This window comes from Hydrogenophaga sp. (assembly GCF_026125825.1).
Taxonomy (GTDB): domain Bacteria; phylum Pseudomonadota; class Gammaproteobacteria; order Burkholderiales; family Burkholderiaceae_C; genus Hydrogenophaga.
On the sequence record NZ_JAHCKK010000008.1, the window covers coordinates 69,435 to 86,350 of the forward strand.

Consider the following 16,916-nt stretch of genomic DNA (forward strand, 5'->3'; position numbering starts at 1 on the left):
TCCATTGTTGACATAGCAACCACAAATAACAAGTCAGTCGAAATACTGTTGACATTGCAACCGTTGGCCGATAGTCTTTGAGTTGATACTGCAACTCAAAAGCAATCACCGATTCAACACGAACCCTGCCTGGAGACCACCATGACCACTCCCCACCGCGTGATGCACACCATGATCCGTGTGCGCGATCTCGACAAATCCCTGGACTTCTACACGCGCCTGCTGGGCATGAAGCTGCTGCGCCGCAAGGACTACCCTGAAGGACGCTTCTCGCTGGCCTTCGTGGGCTACGGCCCGGAAATCAACCACGCCGTGATCGAACTCACCCACAACTGGGACCAGCCCACCGACTACGAGATCGGCAACGGCTATGGCCACATCGCCATCGCGGTGGAAGACATCTACGCGGTCTGCGAGGGCCTCAAGTCACAGGGCGCGAAGATCATCCGCGAGGCCGGCCCGATGAAGAACGACACATTGCACCTCGCGTTCCTGCAGGACCCGGACGGCTACAAGATCGAACTGATCGACGCCAAGACCGTGGCGGCCTGAAGGACGCCGCCATGATCGACTTCTACACCTACCCGGGGCCCAACAGCCGCAAAGCCCAGATCATGCTGGAGGAGGCCGGCGCCGACTACACCGTTCGCTCCGTGGACATCACGAAGGGCGAACAGTTCGCGCCCTCCTTCCTGAAGATCTCGCCCAACAACAAGATACCGGCCATCGTGGACCACACGCCCGCCGGGCCGGTGGCGGTGTTCGAGACCGCCGCGATCCTGCTCTACCTGGCCGAGTCGTCCGGGCGCCTGCTGCCCGAAGAGCCGGCCGAGCGCGCCAACACCATGGCGTGGCTGATCTGGGGCACCAGCAGCCTGGGTGGCGCGTTGCCGCAGCTGCACCACTTCGTGGACGCGCCCGAGAAGCTGCCCTCGGCGATCGAGCGCTTCACCAGCGACTGCGTGCGCATGTTCAAGGTGCAGGAAAAACGCCTGAGCGAAGTGGAGTTCCTCGCAGGCGCCTACTCCATCGCCGACATCCCGGCGTTCTGCTCCACGGCGGGCTGGTTGCGGCGGGTGAAGGACTTGTCGAACGGCGCGCTGGGCGAGACGCCGGCGACCGATCGCTGGCTCAAGGCCGTGGGCGAGCGCGCGGCGGTGCGCAAGGTCATGGCCGGCGGGTGAGGCGCATCGGCAACCCGCCGATGCCCTTCAGCGCCCCGCGCGCCGCTCCTCGCGCAGCATGAAGAGGTAGAGCCCCTCCACCTTCTCGCGCGCCCATGGCGTCTTGCGCAGGAAGCGCAGGCTGGACGGAATGCTCGGATCGATGTTGAAGCAGCGCACCGGGATGCGCTCGCCCAGGCCGTCCCAGCCGTAGTGGTCCACCAGCGCGGTGAGGATCGCCTCCAGCGTGAGGCCGTGCAGCGGGTTGCGCGGCTGTTGCTGCGGTACCGGGGCGCCCGGGCCCGGTGCATCGGCCGTCATGCGAGCGCTGCCTCCAGCGCGTCGACGAACATCGCGGGCACGTCAAAGCCGGTCTGCTGCTGGATCTCCTGGAAGCAGGTGGGGCTGGTGACGTTGATCTCGGTCACCTTGTCGCCGATCATGTCCAGCCCCACCAGCAGCAGGCCGCGCGCGGCCAGCGTGGGGGCGATGGCCTCGGCCACGGCGCGATCGGTGTCGCTCAGCGGCTGGGCCACGCCCTTGCCGCCGGCCGCGAGGTTGCCGCGCACCTCGCTGCCCTGCGGGATGCGCGCGAGCACGAAGGGCGCGACCTTGCCACCGATCAGCAGCAGGCGCTTGTCGCCCAGCACGATGTCGGGCAGGTAGCGCTGCACCATCACGCTGGTGGCGCCGCCTTGGTTCAGCGTCTCGATGATGGAGCCCAGGTTCATGCCATCGGGACCGACCCGGAAGATGCCCATGCCGCCCATGCCGTCGAGCGGCTTGAGGATGATGTCCTTGTGCTCGTTGTGAAAGGCGCGGATGGCCTCGGGCCGGCGCGTCACCAGCGTGGCCGGCGCGAACTGCGCGAACTCCATCAGCGCCAGCTTTTCCGGGTGATCGCGCAGCGCGCGCGGGCTGTTGAACACGCGAGCGCCTTCGCGCTCGGCCTGCTCCAGCAGGTGCGTGGCGTAGAAGAACTCGCTGTCGAAAGGGGGGTCTTTGCGCATGAGCACCGCGTCAAAGCTGTGCAGCGGCTCGCGGCCCTCGCGCGTGGTGGTGAACCAGGCCTCGGCGTCGCCGGTGAGCGAGACGTGGCGCACCTGCGCCGTCACCGGCTGGCCGCTTTGCCACTGCAGGTGCTCGGGCTCGCAGGCCGCCAGCGTGTGGCCACGCCGCTGCAGCTCGCGCATCATGGCGAAGGTGGTGTCCTTGTAAATCTTGAAGGCTTCGAGCGGATCGGCGACGACGAGGATTTTTTTCATGGCGTGGTTCGTTCAGGGCTTTTTCGAGATGAGTCCGTACTGTTGCACAAGCAGCGCGATGGCGCCGGCCACCACGCCCCAGAAGGCCGAGCCGATACCGCCGATGACCACGCCGCTGAGCGTGACGAGGAAGGTGATGAGCGCGGCCTCGCGGTGCGCATCGTCCTTGAGGGCGGCATGCAGGCCACCGCCGATGCTGCCCAGCAGCGCGATGCCGGCGATGGCCATGACCAGCTCGCGCGGGAACGCGATCAGCAGGCCGGTGATGGCCGCGCCAAAAAGCCCGATCAGCACATAGATGCCACCGCACACCACGGCGGCGGTGTAGCGCTTCTTCGGGTCGGCGTGGGCTTCGGGGCCCATGCAGATGGCGGCGGTGATGGCGCTGAGGTTCAACGCAAAGGCACCGAAGGGCGCGAGCACCAGTGTGGCCGCGCCGCTGAGTGTGATGATCCTCGAGATCGGCATGTCGTACCCCGCCGCACGGATCGCGGCCACGCCCGGCAGGTTTTGCGAAGCCATGGTGACGACGAAGAGTGGCAGCGCCAGGCTGGTGAACGCGGCCAGGCTGAAGGCAGGCAGGGTGAACACCGGCATGGCGAGCTCGAAACTCACCGCCGCGCCGTTGAACTGGCCCCGCGCCACCACGTAGGCAATGGCCACCGCCAGCGTGAGCGGCACGGCATAGCGCGGCAGCAGGCGCCGCCCCACCAGATAGGCCAGCAGCATCAGCACCACCAGCGGCAGCGCCGTCTGCGCGGCGGCGAAGGCCTGCAGGCCAAAGCGCGCCAGCACACCGGCCAGCAGGGCCGAGGCGATCGCCATGGGAATCCTGTTCATCACGCGCTCGAACCAGCCGGTGGCGCCCACCAGCACGATGAGCGCGGCGCTGATGAGAAAGGCCCCCACGGCATCGGCCATGGTGAAACCGCCGGCCAGCCCGGCCGTGGCCAGCACCGCCGCGCCCGGCGTGCTCCAGGCGATCATGACCGGCTGGCGCAGCACCAGCGAGGGAATGGCAGAACACAGGCCCATGCCCAGGCCCAGCGCCCACATCCACGAGGTGATCTGCGCGGGCGTGGCGCCAAAGGCCTGCGCGGCCTGGAAAACGATGGCCACCGAACTGGTGAAGCCCACCAGCACGGCCACGAAGCCGGCGGTGGCCGCCGAGAGGTTCACATCTCGAAAGAAAGAGGGGCGCGCGGGAGAAGGCATCGGGCGATTGTGCCGTTCGACGGGCCGCCCCGCGGGCGCCACCCCCAATTGCCCCAGAACGCAAGGCAGCGGGCGCCGCTGGAACCAACCGCCACACCAAGGCCACACAGCGCCATGGAGCCGACCGAACCGAATCGACAAGCCTTGCACTACCCCATGGTGGGCCGAGCCGGCCTGCGCCTGATCCCCCAACGCCAACCCCAACCCCAACCGCACAAGCGCCGTGAACTCCCTCAACTCCAGCCTCAAGCACCTCTTCGCCGTCGGCCGCCCCTCTATCGGCGGCGCATTCATCAACACCCATTCCAAACCTTTTGTCAAGGTCCTGCATGTCGCCACAGGCCTCAGCCAGACTGGCTACCTGAAGCCCGGCCACATCGCCTTGCAACTGAGCGCCAAAGAAGGCGACGGGTTAATGCCCTTGATCGGCCCCCTCCCCGACGGCGACACGCCGAAGCAACTCGGCCATCAGCCGAACCGCAAATTGCCGGAGATTCGCAGCGACGACATTCAATCCGAATACGAGGGCAAGCCCTTCGAATACCTCAACACCACTTGGCCCGCGCTGGACCGGTGGGCCCCCCAGGCGTTCAATGACAGGCCCCGGACCGATGACCTCGGGGAACTGACGCCGCAGCACCTCGAGGCGCTGGCGCGGGTCGCGCAGGACGGGTCGTTCGACGTGTACTCCCTGCAAGGCGACAAGCCCATCAAGCCTGAGTCGCTCACCGCCGAAGACCTGCGGGCCTTCCTGACCCTTGGCCAGGCGCCCCGGCACGCCCCCAACTGCGTCGACTTCCTCAAGGCGGTCCTGTTGGCATGGGCCCGACTGCAGGCCACGCCCGAGGCCGTGATGCATTTCGCCGCCGCTCTGGCCGATTGCCGCTTTACCCAGAACGTCCAAGCGCTGGCCACGGCGCACTTTCGCGCGGACGAGCAGGGCACCATGCGGTTTGTGCCGGGCACGAGCGGGCCCACCCCCCAGCCCCTGTCGCTTAAGCCGCTGTACGGCAAGTTCCTGGAAGCGTCCGGGCTGTCCCGCGAGGTCTTTGACACGATGTGCGACGAGCTCTCGGCCAAGGGCCTGATCTTCGGCGAGGTGTTCGAGCGCGACGAGGCCTGGGGGACCAGCTTCTTCGGCGGGCTCGGCCAGCGGCTGCGGGCGTGCCAGCCGAACGAGGCCGTGGCGGCCATCTGCTACCACCAGAACACCTACCCGGGCAACGTCACCCACGTGTCCATGATGGCGTTTGCCCCGGATGGCCAGGTATCGGTCTGCCACCACGAGTCCATCCAGGTGTCCCGAAACACCAACTTGAGCAACCTGATGCCCAGCCATGTCGGGGTGCCGTCCAACACCTACGACACCTTATCCCTTCACAAGCGGGTGCTGGGCGAGCAAAAGGACATGCCGAGCACGCTGCCGATCCGGAACTCCTACAACCGCTCCGGCCCACCCATGGTGCAGTTCACCCACCTCACCAACCACACCGCCCTGCGCGACTTCAACGACCGCACCGCGCACGAGAGCTTCGTGAACGCCAAGGCGTTGATCTACGGCACCGACCCCGACCAGCACCTGCTGGAGAAAAAGGGCGCGTTCCTGCACGGCCAGACGCACACCCCGCTCGTGCCCGGCCGGCGCTTCCCGCACGAACCCCTGATGCTTCCGCCCGGCGAGCACAACCCCTCCAGCGCCGGGGCATGGACCAACAACTGCGCGACCTACACCCTTCGCTGCCTGCAGGCCGGCGGCTGCACAGACCTGCCGACCCTGCGCGAACCGGTCAGCGAGCTGAGGTTGAGCGAGGTGGCCAAACTTCTGCTTGAGGCCGGCCTCATGCCTTGCACGGTACCCAATATCGCGGACATCATGGACGACCGGGGCTACCGGTACACACGCGACGAGGGAGTCATTGCCGACGAAGGCTCCTTCCTGGCCCTGGCGTACCACTGGTCCCTCTCGCCCGACAACGCCTCCGGCACTTACCCGCCCCATGTGCCGCGCAACAAGCCCGAGGACACCGCGCAGGCCGAGGCCCAGCAGACCAAGCGAATGAAGCAGCTGGACAAGATCCTCTCGGACAACCAGGCGTCCATGAAGGCCCTGACAACCGACGTCGGCCGCGGCAAGGGCTGACGCTCAAATCTCGACTTTGGAGCCGAGCTCGATCACCGCGTTGCTCGGCAGGTTGAGGAACTCTGCCGCCGCGCTCGCGTTGTGGTGCATCTGGGCGAACAGCTTCTCGCGCCAGGGCGCCATGCCGCTGCCGATGGTGGGCACCACGACATCGCGCGAGAGGAAGTAGCTGGTGGTCATGGGGCCCATGTCGCAGCCGCGCCCGCGCATGGCCGACAGCGCCTCCGGCAGGTCCAGGTCGTTCTTGAAGCCGTAGTTCACCACCACCTGCCAGCAGTCATGCCCCAGCGGCTCGATCTCCAGCCGCTTGTTCAGCCCGATCCAAGGCACCTCCTGGCTGCGCACGGTCACGAAGAGGTTCTGCTGGTGCAGCACCTTGTTGTGCTTGAGGTTGTGCAGCATGGCGTTGGGCACGGTGCCGATGTCGGCCGTGAGGAACACCGCCGTGCCCTCCACGCGCACCGGCGGAGCGATGAAAAGCGCGTCCAGGAAACCGCCCAGCTCGATCGACTCCGCATGCTGCGCCGCGGTCATGAGCGAGCGGCCACGCTTCCAGGTCATCATCAGCGTGAACACCGCGCCGCCGATCAGCAGCGGGAACCAGCCGCCCGCGAACAGCTTGAGCAGGTTGGAGCTGAAGAAAGCGAGGTCCACCACGAAGAAGAAACCGGTGGCCAGCGCGCACAGCCACAGCGGGTACTTCCAGCTGTAGCGGATCACGAAGAACGTGAGCACCGTGGTGATGAGCATGTCCAGCGTGACCGCGATGCCGTAGGCCGCCGCGAGGTTGGACGACGACTTGAACATCACCACCGCCAGCACAATGGCGGTGAACAGGCTCCAGTTCACGAACGGCATGTAGATCTGGCCGGTGTGCTTCACGCTGGTGTGCTGCACCTTCAGGCGCGGCAGGTACCCGAGCTGGATCGCCTGCTTGGTCACGCTGAAAGCCCCGGTGATCAGGGCCTGAGAAGCAATGACCGTGGCCATCGTGGCCATGATCACCAGCGGCAGCAACAGCCACTCGGGAGCCATGTTGAAGAACGGGTTCTTCACCGCCGACGGGTCTTCCAGCAGCAGCGCGCCCTGCCCGAAATAGTTCAGCGTGAGGCAAGGCATGACAACCGAGAACCAGGCCAGGCGGATCGGCCGCTTGCCGAAGTGGCCGAGGTCGGCGTAGAGCGCCTCGGCACCGGTCACGCACAGCACCACCGCGCCCAGGATGATGAAGGCCGTGCCGGGCTGGCCCCACATGAAGCGCAGCGCATGCAAGGGGTTGAGCGCGCCCAGAATCTCGGGGTGGCCCACGATCTTCGACACGCCGAGCGCGGCGATGGTGAGGAACCACGCCAGGGTGATCGGGCCGAAAAAGCGGCCGATGCCGCTCGTACCGCGCTTCTGCACCGCAAACAGCACGAACAGCACCAGCAGGGTGATCGGCACCACGTAGTGCTTGAAGTGCGGCGAGATCACCTCCAGCCCCTCCACCGCCGAGAGCACCGAGATCGCCGGTGTGATGACCCCGTCCCCATAGAACAGCGCGGTGCCGAAGATGCCGATGGCCAGCAGCGTCTGGCGCAGGGCCGGCCGCTCCTTCACCGCCATCGAGGCCAGCGCCAGCATCGCGATCAGGCCGCCTTCGCCGTTGTTGTCGGCGCGAAGCACCAGCACCACGTACTTCAGGGAGACGATGACGGTCAGCGTCCAGAACAGGATGGACAGGATGCCGTAGACGTTCGCGTGGGTGAAAGGCACGTGGCCGGAGCCGAAGACCTCCTTGACGGCGTACAGCACGCTGGTGCCGATATCGCCATACACCACACCAATGGCGCCGAGGGTGAGCGCAGCCAGGGACGATTTGGAAGCGGACACAAAACAACCCCGGCCTTTGGACACGGGGTTCGGTTGTCGAGGGAACGCGATTGTGCGCCCGCCGGCCGGGCCTTGTCTGCCGGCTCAGCGCTCTAAACGGCGGCGCCCCGGAGAAATGTTGCGCCGCAGCAACTCACTCGTAGACCTCGGCATCCGGGTCGGTGGCTTCCAGCTCGTAGCTCGCCGCCAGCATGGCCAGGCGGCCGATCACGCCGTACATGTAGAACCGGTTGGGCACGCTCGCGCCGGGCTTCTGACCGGGCTGCGGCAGCTGCGCGCTCTGCTCGAAGGCCAGCGGCACATAGCTGGAACCCGGCGCGTTGAGGTTCTCGTCCACGCCCCGGTCGGCGTGGACGCGGTAGAAGCCCCCCACCACGTAGCGGTCCATCATGTAGACCACCGGCTCGGCCACTGCGCTGTTGATGCGCTCGTTGGTCAGCACGCCTTCCTGGATGATGACCTCGTGCACCTCCTGGCCGGCCTGGCCCACGGCCATGCGGGCCTTGGTCTTGGCCGAGAGGTTGTCGATGTCCTTGGCGTCGCGCACCGTCAGGATGCCCATGCCGCCCGTGCCGTTGTCGGCCTTGACCACCACGAACGGCTTTTCGTTGATCCCGTATTCCTTGTACTTGCGGCGGATCTTGCCCAGCAGCGCATCGGTGTTGCTGCGCAGGCATTCCAGCCCGGCGTCCTCGTTGAAATCCACCTGCCCGCACTGGTTGAACATCGGGTTGATGAGCCAGTGGTCCATGCCCAGCAGCTTGCCAAAGCGCTTGGACACCTCCTCATACGCCTTGAAGTGGTGGCTCTTGCGCCGCGTGCCCCAGCCGCCATGCAGCGGCGGCAGCAGGTACTGCTCGTGCAGGTCTTCCAGAATCCCGGGCACCCCCGCGCTCAGGTCGTTGTTGAGCAGGATGGTGCAGGGATCGAAATTCTTCAGGCCCAGGCGGCGCTTGCTGCGCAGCAGCGGCTCCAGCACCACCTTGTCGCCGCCGGGCAGCTCGATCGTCGTGGGCGCCTTGATGTCGTTGGAGAGGGAGCCCAGGCGCACGTTGAGCCCGGCCATGTAGAAAATGCGCTGCAGCTGCGCCAGATTGCTCAGGTAGAAGATGTCGGTGGTGCTCTCGGGCACCAGCAGCAGGTTTTTGGCCTCGGGGCAGATCTTCTCGATCGCCGCCATCGCGGCCTGCACCGCCAGCGGCAGCATCTCCGGCGTGAGGTGGTTCCAGCCACCGGGATACAGGTTGGTGTCCACCGGCGCCAGCTTGAAGCCCGCGTTGCGCACGTCCACCGAGGTGTAGAACGGCGGCGTGTGCTCCATCCACTCGAGCCGGAACCAGCGCTCGATCACCGGGGTGGACTCGAGGATGCGCTGCTCGAGCTCGTTGATGGGGCCGGTCAGGGCGGTGACGAGGTGCGGGACCATAGGGGCAGGGGTATTGGCGGCTGGGGGAGGCAACCAGTGTAATGGGGGCGCATGACCCCGATTTCAAGCCGTTGCCGGCGCCAGCTGCCGCCCAGGCTGCGCCGGTGTGCCGCCGGTCTCAGCCGCGCACTTCGCCTTCGCCGAGCACCACGTACTTGAGCGAGGTCAGGCCCTCCACCCCCACCGGGCCGCGGGCGTGGAACTTGTCGGTGGAAATGCCGATTTCAGCCCCCAGGCCGAACTCGAATCCATCCGCGAAGCGGGTGCTCGCATTCACCATGACGCTGGCCGAGTCCACTTCCCGCAGGAAGCGTTGCGCGTGCACGTGGTCGGTGGTGATGATGGCGTCCGTGTGGTGGCTGCTGTAGCGGTTGATGTGGGCGATGGCCTCGTCCACGCCCGCCACCAGCTTGATGCTGATGACCGGCGCGAGGTATTCCTCCGACCAGTCGGCCTCGGTCGCCTCCTTCAGGTTCGCGCCCGGCACCGCCGCCAGGATCGCCCGGCTCTCGGCACAGGCGCGCATTTCCACGCCCTTGGCCGCGAAGATGGCGCCGATCTTCGGCAGGAACGCGGCCGCCACGCCGCGCGCCACCAGCAGGCTTTCCGTGGCGTTGCAGGGGCTGTACTTCTGCGTCTTGGCGTTGTCCGTCACCTTCACCGCCAGCGCGATGTCGCAGGGGTCGTCCACGTAGGTGTGGCAGTTGCCGTCCAGGTGCTTGATGACCGGCACCTTGGCCTCGGCGCTGATGCGCTCGATCAGCCCCTTGCCACCGCGCGGGATGATCACGTCCACGTACTGCGGCATGGTGATGAGCTGGCCCACGGCGGCGCGGTCCGTCGTCGGCACCAGTTGCACCGCATCGGCCGGCAGGCCCGCGTCGGTCAGCGCGCGCTGCACCAGGGCGGCCAGCGCGCGGTTGGATTCGATGGCCTCCGAGCCGCCGCGCAGGATGGCGGCGTTGCCGCTCTTGATGGACAGCGAGGCCGCCTCGATCGTCACGTTGGGCCGGCTCTCGTAGACCATGCCGAACACACCGATGGGCACGCGCATCTGGCCCACGCGGATGCCGCTGGGCATCTGCTTCATGCCGCTGATGTCGCCAATGATGTCGGGCATGGCCGCGAGCTGCTCGCAGCCCTGGGCACAGGTCTCGATGACCTTGGGCGTGAGCTTGAGCCGGTCCACCATGGGCTCGCTCAGGCCGTTGGCGCGGGCGCGCTCCAGGTCCTTCGCGTTCTCCACCTGCAGCGCGTCCACGTTGGCCCGCAGCAGCGCGGCCAGGCCGCGCAAAGCCGCGATCTTGGTGGCCGCGCTGGCCTTGGCCATGAGCGCCGAGGCCGCCTTGGCCTGCAGCCCCAGGGTGTTCATGAGTTCGGTGGTGTTGGTCGCGTTCATCCGGGCGATTTTCGCAGAGGCGCGCGCCCTTGGGGAACGCGGGGTCAACCCCCGCCGGCCAGGTGCGCCGAGAGCACGTGGGTGGCCACCATGTCCAGGCTGGGGCGCACGATGCCCTGCTTGTCCGTCCAGACCTTGGGCGTGAGCCCGCCCGAGAGGCTGAGCGACTCGCCGTCGCGCAAGGCCACCAGCGCCTGGCCGGCCGCCTCGTCGAACGCGATCACATTGACGATGAACTCCTCGTCTGCCCGGTTGCGGGCCAGCACGCGGGCGACGATGTAGCCGCGCCCGGCCTTGTCCACGCGGCGCGAGGCCTCGCCCATGAGGCGGCCAGCGACCAGGCCGTCGATCATCGCGCGGGCCTCTCGAACCCGGCGGCGATCCAGGCCTGCGCGCTGTCCACGTTCAGCTTGAAGGTCGGCGGCACCGGCACGCAGGCCAGCTCGGCATCGAACTCATCGAGCGCGCGCAAGGTGGCGGTGGCGCCCTCTTCGTCCGGCACGATGGCCAGGGCCACGCGGATGCGCTGCCCGTCCACCGTCACCGTCACGTTCTTGTTCAGCTCTGCGTGCCGCTGCTGCTCGGAGCGGCGGATCACCTCTTTGGCGGTCTTCACCAGGGTGTTGAAAGCCGCGGGGTCCAGCGGCTTGGGGTTCTTCTTGTCGCGCCCCATCGTCCAGGGGCCCACCAGGGCTGGCTCGGCCCCGTTGTCCAGGTACATGGCGACGGCCCAGCCGTCATCGTCTTCGTTCTTGACGACGCGGGCCGTCCAGTGCTCGTCGCTCCAGACGCGGGCTTCGTGAATGGGGTCTTGGGTCTCAGCAGTCATGCGACCAAGGATAACCCCCCCTCACCTCACCGGGATGGGGGTCGCCCGATCCACCGCCACCACCGCCACCGAGTTCTGCGGCGAGCCTTCGATCACGCGGTCGGAGTACGTGAGGTAGACCAACGAATGCCGCTTGGCGTCCACCATGCGCACGATGCGCAGGCGCTTGAAGATCAGGCTGGTGCGCTCGCTGAAGATCTCCTCCTGTTCCTTGATGGGCTTGGCAATGGCAATGGGGCCGACCTGCCGGCACGCGATGGACGCCTCGGACTTGTCCTCGGCCAGGCCGAAGGCGCCCTTGATGCCGCCGGTCTTGGCGCGCGAGATGTAGCAGGCCACGCCTGCCACACCCGGGTCGTCGTAGGCCTCCACCACGATCTTGTGGTCCGGCCCGATGAACTTGAACACGGTGTCCACCGAGCCGATCTCTTCGGCATGGGTGGCCGTGGTGAGGGCGGCGGCGAGCAGCAGGAGGCTGGGGGCGAGGCAGGGGCGCATGGCGGGCTTTCGGAGCAATCGGATGGCCACACGGTAGCAGGTCGCCCCGGGCCGCAGGCCAGCGCGGTCTTGTCCTACAGCCTCGCGCAAGCGCCCGCACGTGGCTGGTTGCGGCCGCTTCAGCGCAGGCCGAAGAAACTCAGGATGACGCCAATGACGACGACCAGGCCCACGATGTAGATGATGGTGTTCATGAGTGTGCTCCTTGTGACGATGCCCCATCGTAGGGAGCCTGGAGCCTCTGGCCTGTCAGCGTGCGCCATGCCGCCGTGTAGGACAGCGCGCTGCGCCGCCGGCGAACGCGGCGCCCTGGCCCGCGCGATCAGCTGGCCGGGCTCGTGAGCTGGTCCGCGCAGTCGTACAGCGCGTCCACCGTGTGCGAGAGCACGCGAAGCTGACGGCGCATTTCACCATTGAGCGTGTGCTTGAGCACAGCGCGCTGCACCACCGGGGACGCGGTGTCCAGCACGCCCTGCTCTGCCGGGGTCGCCAGGGCATCGTCCAGCGAAGAGCGGGTGTCCATGAGCAGCGCGAGCTGGCCCATCTGCTCGTTGGCCTGCACGGCAAGCACAAGGAGGTGGGTGAGGAGGCCTTCGTTCTTGAGGCGACGGGAGGAAGGGCGGGCGGCTTTGGCTTTGGTGGGTCGGTCCATGACGGGGGCTCGCTGCGTTCGGTTGGGTGTACACCACCGCCGCCCTTCACTGGTCATGAGGGCGGCAGCTCGGACGGGTTGACGGACCGGGAAACCGCATGCGGAAAAAACCGGCGAGCCTCGCGGCTCCCCATCCGAGCCGCCATAAAACGGGCACGGACGACAAGTCGCTCGGCTGCGCCGAAAAAACGCGACTCGCGCCGCATCGGTTTCTTTCTGGCCGTCAAACCAGGCCGCGCCTTTTTTTGGCGCGACGGCGGAGTATAGCCATGGCATTAACCCGAAAGCATTCAAGTTAACCCGGACACCGAGCGCTTCGTTATTGGGCACCGACCTCGCCCTGCCCGGGTTTCCCGGCCCGAATGCCCGAGACGAAAGCTGGGTTGGTGAGCCGCGCCGCAGCGCCTATGCAGCCAGCCGGTGCGCGTAGTAGGGCCGCTGCGGATCTTCCAGGATGGCCATCTGCTCGTCCAGGCGCGCCGCGTCCGGCTGCAGCCAGCGATCGACGTTTTCGGGCTTGATGGCAACGATGCAGCGGTCATGCCCGGCCTCGGCCACCTCGGGCGGCGGGTCGTCGGTGATGGCGGCGAAGGAGAGCAGGTCGTCCTGGCCGGGTGCCGTCCATCGGGACCACAGACAGGCCACCAGCATCGGCTCGGCCGGTTCAGGGTGAAATTCGAGCACCACATGGCCCTCGGGCCTGCTCACGTTTTCATAGAACATGTCCACCACCATCAGCGCGTGCGTGTGGCCGAACTGCTCCCGCCAGAAGCCCGTGAGGCTGGTCTTGCGCGCGTTGTAGGTGCCGGGGTACTTCTGGTCGGAGGCCGCGGGCATGCCGGCGGGCCGGCATTGGTAGCGCATGAGCCGGATCTGCTTGCGCCCGTTTTCCATGACCATCACCGGCGCCCAGTGGCCGGGGAAGATGCGCGAGTCGCGCGGTTGCAGCTCGGCTCGGCTGAGGTCTTTGAGGCGGTTGTGGCCGCGCGCGATCTTGTCCAGGGCGATGCGCTCGCTCTCGCGCGCCGCATGGCTGGGCCGGCTGGCGAGTTTGCGCTGGGCATCGGCCAGGCGTGCCTTCTGCTTGAACAGCTCCTGCTCGATGGCCATGGCCTGCGCGGCCCTGTGCTGCTGGATGAGGGCCTGGATGCGCTGCTCCTCGTCGCTCGCGGGATGCTCGAACGAGGCCTCGACGGCTTTGGGGATGTGGATGGCCGGGTGGGCCAGGCGCGACCAGAAGAGCGCGGCGAAGGTGGCGAGGTCGATCTCCGCGCCGTAGGCCCGCTTGTACCTTCGATAGTCCGCCCAGATCTGGGCCGAGTAGCACATGGTGAGTTCTGCGAACGGGGTCAGGCGGCTTCACGCGGGTGTCGATTGCATCACCTCTTCGCCGCCGCCGCAACACCAGGCCCCGGTGTGTCGCCCGGGCGGGTCTGCGGCGCGCGATCGGGATGGTCTGGCGGGGGGGCGGGCGGGCGGGGGTCGCCGGGTGGCGGTGGGGCCAGGGGCTTGCCGGGGGTCTGGCCCGGAGGGTCGGGTGCGATCTGGTTGAGGGGGTGGTTCATGGGGGGCTCCGATGCGTGGGGACAGGTGATCTGTCCGGCCACCCAGTGTGAGCCCGGGTGGGCTGGCGAGCCGTCGTCGTGGTGGCCGAAGCCATGTAGGCCCGCGCGCAGCGGCGGTGTAGGCGGTGTCCTCCCCATTTGTAAACGTTTGAAGCCGTCGCCCTGTCCTACCCGCAGAGCACGCGGGCGTGGCGAAGATGGGGCTTGTGCCTTGCAGATCGCCGTGGTGCCGCGATCGCCCATGGATGCATGCTGTGGAAAAAGGACCTTGGCTGGCGCACCTGAAAGGAGTGCCTGTTTGTCGACGCGATCGCCGAAGATTGAAGCCTGGAGATTGGCCGAGCGAGAACTCGAGGCCGCCGAGAGCCAGTTTCGCGATTCTGGCTTTGACATTGGTCTGGACGACCGCGACAAGATCTGCAGCCAGCTCGCGGCCCTGAAGGCCGCTCGCGCGCGGGTGCGGCAGGCGTGGCGGGAAGCGTTCGCGGAAGACGAAGCGGCCGCGAGCCGGCGTTTCTGAGGCCGGCCGGGCCTGCGCCGGGAACGGCCCGGCGATGGGCACCACCCCGGGGAGCGTGGGGCCACGGCGCGCAAGGCCAATGTGGGCGGGGCCGCGCTGCTATGCCGAATCTGGCCTTGCGCGGCGCCCGACCTGCTGGAGGCGACTCAGAACGGATAGTGGCGCGGCGTGGTCTGCATCGTGATCCACCGCAGCTCGGTGAATTCGTTGATGCCGGCCTTGCCACCAAAGCGGCCGATGCCCGAGCCCTTCACGCCGCCGAAAGGCATTTGCGCCTCGTCGTGCACGGTGGGGCCATTGACGTGGCAGATGCCGCTGTCGATCTTGCGCGCCACGTTGAAGGCGCGCGCCATGTCGCCGCCGAACACGGCGGAGGACAGGCCGTACTCGTTGTCGTTGGCGCAGGCAATCGCTTCTTCCACGCCGTTCACGCGCACCACGCATTTCACGGGGCCGAAGGTTTCTTCGTGGTAGATGCGCATGGCGGGCGTGACGTGGTCGAGCACGGTGGCGGGCATGAGGGTGCTGTCGGCCTTGCCGCCGCAGAGCAGCTTGGCGCCTTTGGCGAGCGCGTCGTCGATGAGGGCGTTGCAGTGGTCCACGGTGCCCTGCCCGATGACGGAGCCGAGCACCACGGGCTCGGGCTTGCGCGGGTCGCCCAGCGGCAGGGCCCTGGCTTTGTCGCTGAATTTCTTCACGAATTCGTCGGCGATTTTCTGGTCGACCACGAGGCGCTCGGTGCTCATGCAGATCTGGCCGCTGTTGGCGAAGCAGCCGAAGGCCGCGCCGTTGACGGCGTCTTCGATGTTGGCGTCGTCCAGGATGACCATGGGCGCCTTGCCACCGAGCTCCAGCACCACGGGCTTCAAGTATTTCGCGCAGGTCATGGCGATGATCTTGCCGACCTTGGTGGAGCCGGTGAAGTTCACGCGGCGCACCGCGGGGTGGGCCACCATGGCCTCGACCACGGCGCCGGCATCGGCCGGGGCATTGGTGATGTAGTTCACCACGCCGGGCGGGAAGCCCGCGTCCTGGAAGGCTTCGACGATGAGCTGGTGGGTGCGCGGGCAGTTTTCGCTGCCTTTGAAGATGACGGTGTTGCCGCAGGCCAGGGGCACGCAGATGGCGCGCACGCCCAGGATGATGGGCGCGTTCCAGGGCGCGATGCCGAGCACCACGCCAGCGGCCTGGCGCACGCCCATGGCGAGCGAACCGGGCACATCAGACGGAATGACTTCACCGGCCACCTGCGTGGTGAGGGAGGCGGCCTCGCGGATCATGCTGGCGGCGAGCATGGTATTGAAGCCGGCCCACATGCCGGTGGCGCCGGTTTCGGCGGCCACGGCTTCGATGAATTGGGGCAGTTTGGCTTCGAGGGCGTCGGCGGCCTTGAGCAGCAGGGCGCGGCGCTCGTTGGGGCCGGTTTCGCTCCAGGTCTTGAAGGCTTCGGCGGCGGCTTCGACGGCCATCACGGCGTCGGCCGGGCTGGCGGCAGGGGCGCGGGTGGCCACGCTGCCGTCGAGGGGGTTGCGGCGCTCGAAGGTGGCGCCTTTTTCGGCCGTGACCTTGAGGCCGTTGATGAGCATGGACAAGTCGGACATCGGGGTTTCTCCTGGGTTGCTTGGGGTGTTCAGTGGGTAGCGACGGGCTTGCGCCGCTGCACGGCGTCGGCCGCGCTGGTGGTGCCACTGGCGGGGTCTTTGTCGGCGCCGAGGTAGGCTTCGCGGATGACGGTGGAACGGGCGAGCAGCCGGGCCGGCCCGCTGGCGACCAGGGTGCCGCGTTCGAGCACGTAGCCGCGGTCGGCCACGGCCAGGGCTTTCTTGACGTTTTGCTCGACCATGAGCACGGTGGTGCCGGCGTCGGCGATGCGGCGCACGATGGCGAGCAGTTCGTCGACCATGCGCGGCGCCAGGCCGAGCGAGGGTTCGTCGAGCATGAGCAGGCGCGGCGCGCACATCATGGCGCGGGCCACGGCGACCATTTGCTGCTCGCCGCCGCTCATGGTGCCGGCCAGTTGCGTGGCGCGTTCCTTGAGCTTGGGGAAGTCGGCAAAGGCCCGTTGGAGCCGCTGGGCGCGCTCGGCCTTGGGGCAGAGCCAGCCGCCGAGTTCGAGGTTTTCCGTCACGGTCATCTGCGGGAAGAGCTGCCGGCCTTCGGGCACCAGGGCCACGCCGGCCTGCACGATTTCGTGGGTTTTCTCGGCGAGTTCCTGGCCGTCGAGCAGCACGGTGCCGCTGCGCGGGATGAGGCCGTTGAGCGCCTTGAGCAGCGTGGTCTTGCCCGCGCCGTTGGGGCCGAGCACGACGGTGAGGCCGGGCTGGATGTCGAGCCGGATGCCGCGCAGCACGAGGAAGGCGCCGTAGCCGGCG

18 protein-coding genes are annotated in these 16,916 nt (G+C 67.3%); 4 read left to right on the forward strand and 14 right to left on the reverse strand.

The genetic code is table 11. The features are described 5' to 3' along the window. The first annotated feature begins 141 nt into the window (after positions 1-141). Together gloA and KIT86_RS05370 are read left to right on the forward strand one after the other, a co-directional pair. On the forward strand, positions 142-552 hold the full coding sequence (gene gloA, locus KIT86_RS05365) for a lactoylglutathione lyase (protein WP_297395712.1): 411 nt from the start codon (positions 142-144) through the stop codon (positions 550-552). 11 nt (positions 553-563) lie between these two features. Then, entirely contained in the window at positions 564-1,184 is a 621-nt protein-coding gene (locus KIT86_RS05370) for a glutathione S-transferase N-terminal domain-containing protein (protein ID WP_297395714.1), read from the forward strand. 27 nt (positions 1,185-1,211) lie between these two features. On the opposite strand, the gene KIT86_RS05375 is transcribed toward KIT86_RS05370, so the two are convergent. Genes KIT86_RS05375 through KIT86_RS05385 form a run of 3 tightly spaced genes read right to left on the reverse strand, consistent with a single transcriptional unit; the run spans position 1,212 to position 3,643 of the window. After that, positions 1,212-1,484: a VF530 family protein gene (locus KIT86_RS05375; RefSeq protein WP_297395717.1), complete on the reverse strand. Its 273-nt coding sequence runs from the start codon at positions 1,482-1,484 to the stop codon at positions 1,212-1,214. After that, positions 1,481-2,428, reverse strand: coding sequence for a glutathione synthase (gene gshB / locus KIT86_RS05380; RefSeq protein WP_297395720.1), 948 nt, complete (start codon positions 2,426-2,428; stop codon positions 1,481-1,483). Before gshB ends, KIT86_RS05375 begins: the two co-directional genes overlap by 4 nt. Positions 2,429-2,440: 12 nt before the next feature. Continuing rightward, complete coding sequence (locus KIT86_RS05385) at positions 2,441-3,643, reverse strand: benzoate/H(+) symporter BenE family transporter (protein WP_297395723.1); 1,203 nt, start codon at positions 3,641-3,643, stop codon at positions 2,441-2,443. 223 nt (positions 3,644-3,866) lie between these two features. Between KIT86_RS05385 and KIT86_RS05390 the strand changes: the two genes are divergently transcribed. Then, complete coding sequence (locus tag KIT86_RS05390; protein WP_297395724.1) at positions 3,867-5,783, forward strand: hypothetical protein; 1,917 nt, start codon at positions 3,867-3,869, stop codon at positions 5,781-5,783. Between the two features lie 3 nt (positions 5,784-5,786). Here the strand turns inward: KIT86_RS05390 and KIT86_RS05395 are convergent, their stop codons facing one another. The 9 genes from KIT86_RS05395 to KIT86_RS05435 form a co-directional block, all read right to left on the reverse strand. Continuing rightward, complete coding sequence (locus KIT86_RS05395; protein ID WP_297395727.1) at positions 5,787-7,655, reverse strand: potassium transporter Kup; 1,869 nt, start codon at positions 7,653-7,655, stop codon at positions 5,787-5,789. Between the two features lie 133 nt (positions 7,656-7,788). After that, positions 7,789-9,081, reverse strand: coding sequence for a glutamate--cysteine ligase (gene gshA, locus KIT86_RS05400; RefSeq protein WP_291113779.1), 1,293 nt, complete (start codon positions 9,079-9,081; stop codon positions 7,789-7,791). Positions 9,082-9,199: 118 nt separating this feature from the next. Beyond that, positions 9,200-10,480: a glutamate-5-semialdehyde dehydrogenase gene (locus KIT86_RS05405; RefSeq protein ID WP_297395733.1), complete on the reverse strand. Its 1,281-nt coding sequence runs from the start codon at positions 10,478-10,480 to the stop codon at positions 9,200-9,202. A gap of 44 nt (positions 10,481-10,524) precedes the next feature. After that, entirely contained in the window at positions 10,525-10,833 is a 309-nt protein-coding gene (locus KIT86_RS05410; protein ID WP_297395735.1) for a single-stranded DNA-binding protein, read from the reverse strand. After that, entirely contained in the window at positions 10,830-11,309 is a 480-nt protein-coding gene (locus KIT86_RS05415; RefSeq protein WP_297395738.1) for a hypothetical protein, read from the reverse strand. The genes KIT86_RS05410 and KIT86_RS05415 overlap by 4 nt, the downstream gene beginning before the upstream one ends. A gap of 21 nt (positions 11,310-11,330) precedes the next feature. Beyond that, on the reverse strand, positions 11,331-11,807 hold the full coding sequence (locus KIT86_RS05420; RefSeq protein WP_297395740.1) for a CreA family protein: 477 nt from the start codon (positions 11,805-11,807) through the stop codon (positions 11,331-11,333). A 119-nt stretch (positions 11,808-11,926) separates the two neighbouring features. Next, a complete protein-coding gene (locus KIT86_RS05425) occupies positions 11,927-12,070 on the reverse strand; it encodes a hypothetical protein (RefSeq protein ID WP_297395743.1) in 144 nt (47 codons plus the stop codon). A 59-nt stretch (positions 12,071-12,129) separates the two neighbouring features. Further along, positions 12,130-12,459: a hypothetical protein gene (locus tag KIT86_RS05430; protein ID WP_297395744.1), complete on the reverse strand. Its 330-nt coding sequence runs from the start codon at positions 12,457-12,459 to the stop codon at positions 12,130-12,132. A gap of 405 nt (positions 12,460-12,864) precedes the next feature. Next, on the reverse strand, positions 12,865-13,788 hold the full coding sequence (locus tag KIT86_RS05435; protein ID WP_297395747.1) for an SOS response-associated peptidase family protein: 924 nt from the start codon (positions 13,786-13,788) through the stop codon (positions 12,865-12,867). 534 nt (positions 13,789-14,322) lie between these two features. On the opposite strand from KIT86_RS05435, the gene KIT86_RS05440 reads away from it, so the two are divergent. Then, positions 14,323-14,544: a hypothetical protein gene (locus KIT86_RS05440; RefSeq protein WP_297395750.1), complete on the forward strand. Its 222-nt coding sequence runs from the start codon at positions 14,323-14,325 to the stop codon at positions 14,542-14,544. 146 nt (positions 14,545-14,690) lie between these two features. Here KIT86_RS05440 and KIT86_RS05445 read toward each other — a convergent pair whose 3' ends face one another. Both KIT86_RS05445 and KIT86_RS05450 read right to left on the reverse strand, forming a co-directional pair. Continuing rightward, on the reverse strand, positions 14,691-16,145 hold the full coding sequence (locus KIT86_RS05445) for an aldehyde dehydrogenase (protein WP_297395753.1): 1,455 nt from the start codon (positions 16,143-16,145) through the stop codon (positions 14,691-14,693). 29 nt (positions 16,146-16,174) lie between these two features. Then, a partial coding sequence (locus tag KIT86_RS05450; RefSeq protein ID WP_297395755.1) for an ABC transporter ATP-binding protein occupies positions 16,175-16,916 on the reverse strand: 742 nt, incomplete at its 5' end.

Bases quoted from the DNA above. Each gene is read 5' to 3' on its own strand.
- KIT86_RS05385 (WP_297395723.1), bottom strand. From the start codon at position 3,643: ATGCCTTCTCCCGCGCGCCCCTCTTTCTTTCGAGATGTGAACCTCTCG.
- gshB (WP_297395720.1), bottom strand. From the start codon at position 2,428: ATGAAAAAAATCCTCGTCGTCGCCGATCCGCTCGAAGCCTTCAAGATT.
- KIT86_RS05430 (WP_297395744.1), bottom strand. From the start codon at position 12,459: ATGGACCGACCCACCAAAGCCAAAGCCGCCCGCCCTTCCTCCCGTCGC.
- KIT86_RS05420 (WP_297395740.1), bottom strand. From the start codon at position 11,807: ATGCGCCCCTGCCTCGCCCCCAGCCTCCTGCTGCTCGCCGCCGCCCTC.
- KIT86_RS05425 (WP_297395743.1), bottom strand. From the start codon at position 12,070: ATGGCGCACGCTGACAGGCCAGAGGCTCCAGGCTCCCTACGATGGGGC.
- KIT86_RS05405 (WP_297395733.1), bottom strand. From the start codon at position 10,480: ATGAACGCGACCAACACCACCGAACTCATGAACACCCTGGGGCTGCAG.
- KIT86_RS05410 (WP_297395735.1), bottom strand. From the start codon at position 10,833: ATGATCGACGGCCTGGTCGCTGGCCGCCTCATGGGCGAGGCCTCGCGC.
- gshA (WP_291113779.1), bottom strand. From the start codon at position 9,081: ATGGTCCCGCACCTCGTCACCGCCCTGACCGGCCCCATCAACGAGCTC.
- KIT86_RS05445 (WP_297395753.1), bottom strand. From the start codon at position 16,145: ATGTCCGACTTGTCCATGCTCATCAACGGCCTCAAGGTCACGGCCGAA.
- gloA (WP_297395712.1), top strand. From the start codon at position 142: ATGACCACTCCCCACCGCGTGATGCACACCATGATCCGTGTGCGCGAT.
- KIT86_RS05370 (WP_297395714.1), top strand. From the start codon at position 564: ATGATCGACTTCTACACCTACCCGGGGCCCAACAGCCGCAAAGCCCAG.
- KIT86_RS05375 (WP_297395717.1), bottom strand. From the start codon at position 1,484: ATGACGGCCGATGCACCGGGCCCGGGCGCCCCGGTACCGCAGCAACAG.
- KIT86_RS05435 (WP_297395747.1), bottom strand. From the start codon at position 13,788: ATGTGCTACTCGGCCCAGATCTGGGCGGACTATCGAAGGTACAAGCGG.
- KIT86_RS05415 (WP_297395738.1), bottom strand. From the start codon at position 11,309: ATGACTGCTGAGACCCAAGACCCCATTCACGAAGCCCGCGTCTGGAGC.